Genomic DNA, 209 nt, shown 5'->3' with positions numbered 1-209 from the left:
AGGTCCAATGGACATGGTTGCAAGTTGCACAATATTGATAGCTTCTGGGAAGATAATCGTTTGGTTTGCTGTATCTAATTTACCGTTCTTCAATACAGAATGAATTTTAGTATTACCTCTATCAAATTCATAAGTTGTATTGGGCAAGTCTTTAGCGCCATCCTGTAGATTGACTGATAATTTGGTAAATTGATTTTTAATATATTCGT

General features: G+C 33.5%; 1 pseudogene. It reads right to left on the bottom strand.

The features are described 5' to 3' along the window. Positions 1–209 (bottom strand): annotated as a pseudogene (locus SPADD19_RS11255) (hypothetical protein); the annotation flags it as partial.

Source organism: Streptococcus parasanguinis, from assembly GCF_001578955.1.
GTDB classification, from domain to species: domain Bacteria; phylum Bacillota; class Bacilli; order Lactobacillales; family Streptococcaceae; genus Streptococcus; species Streptococcus parasanguinis_U.
This window is presented reverse-complemented; position numbering and strand designations above follow the sequence as displayed.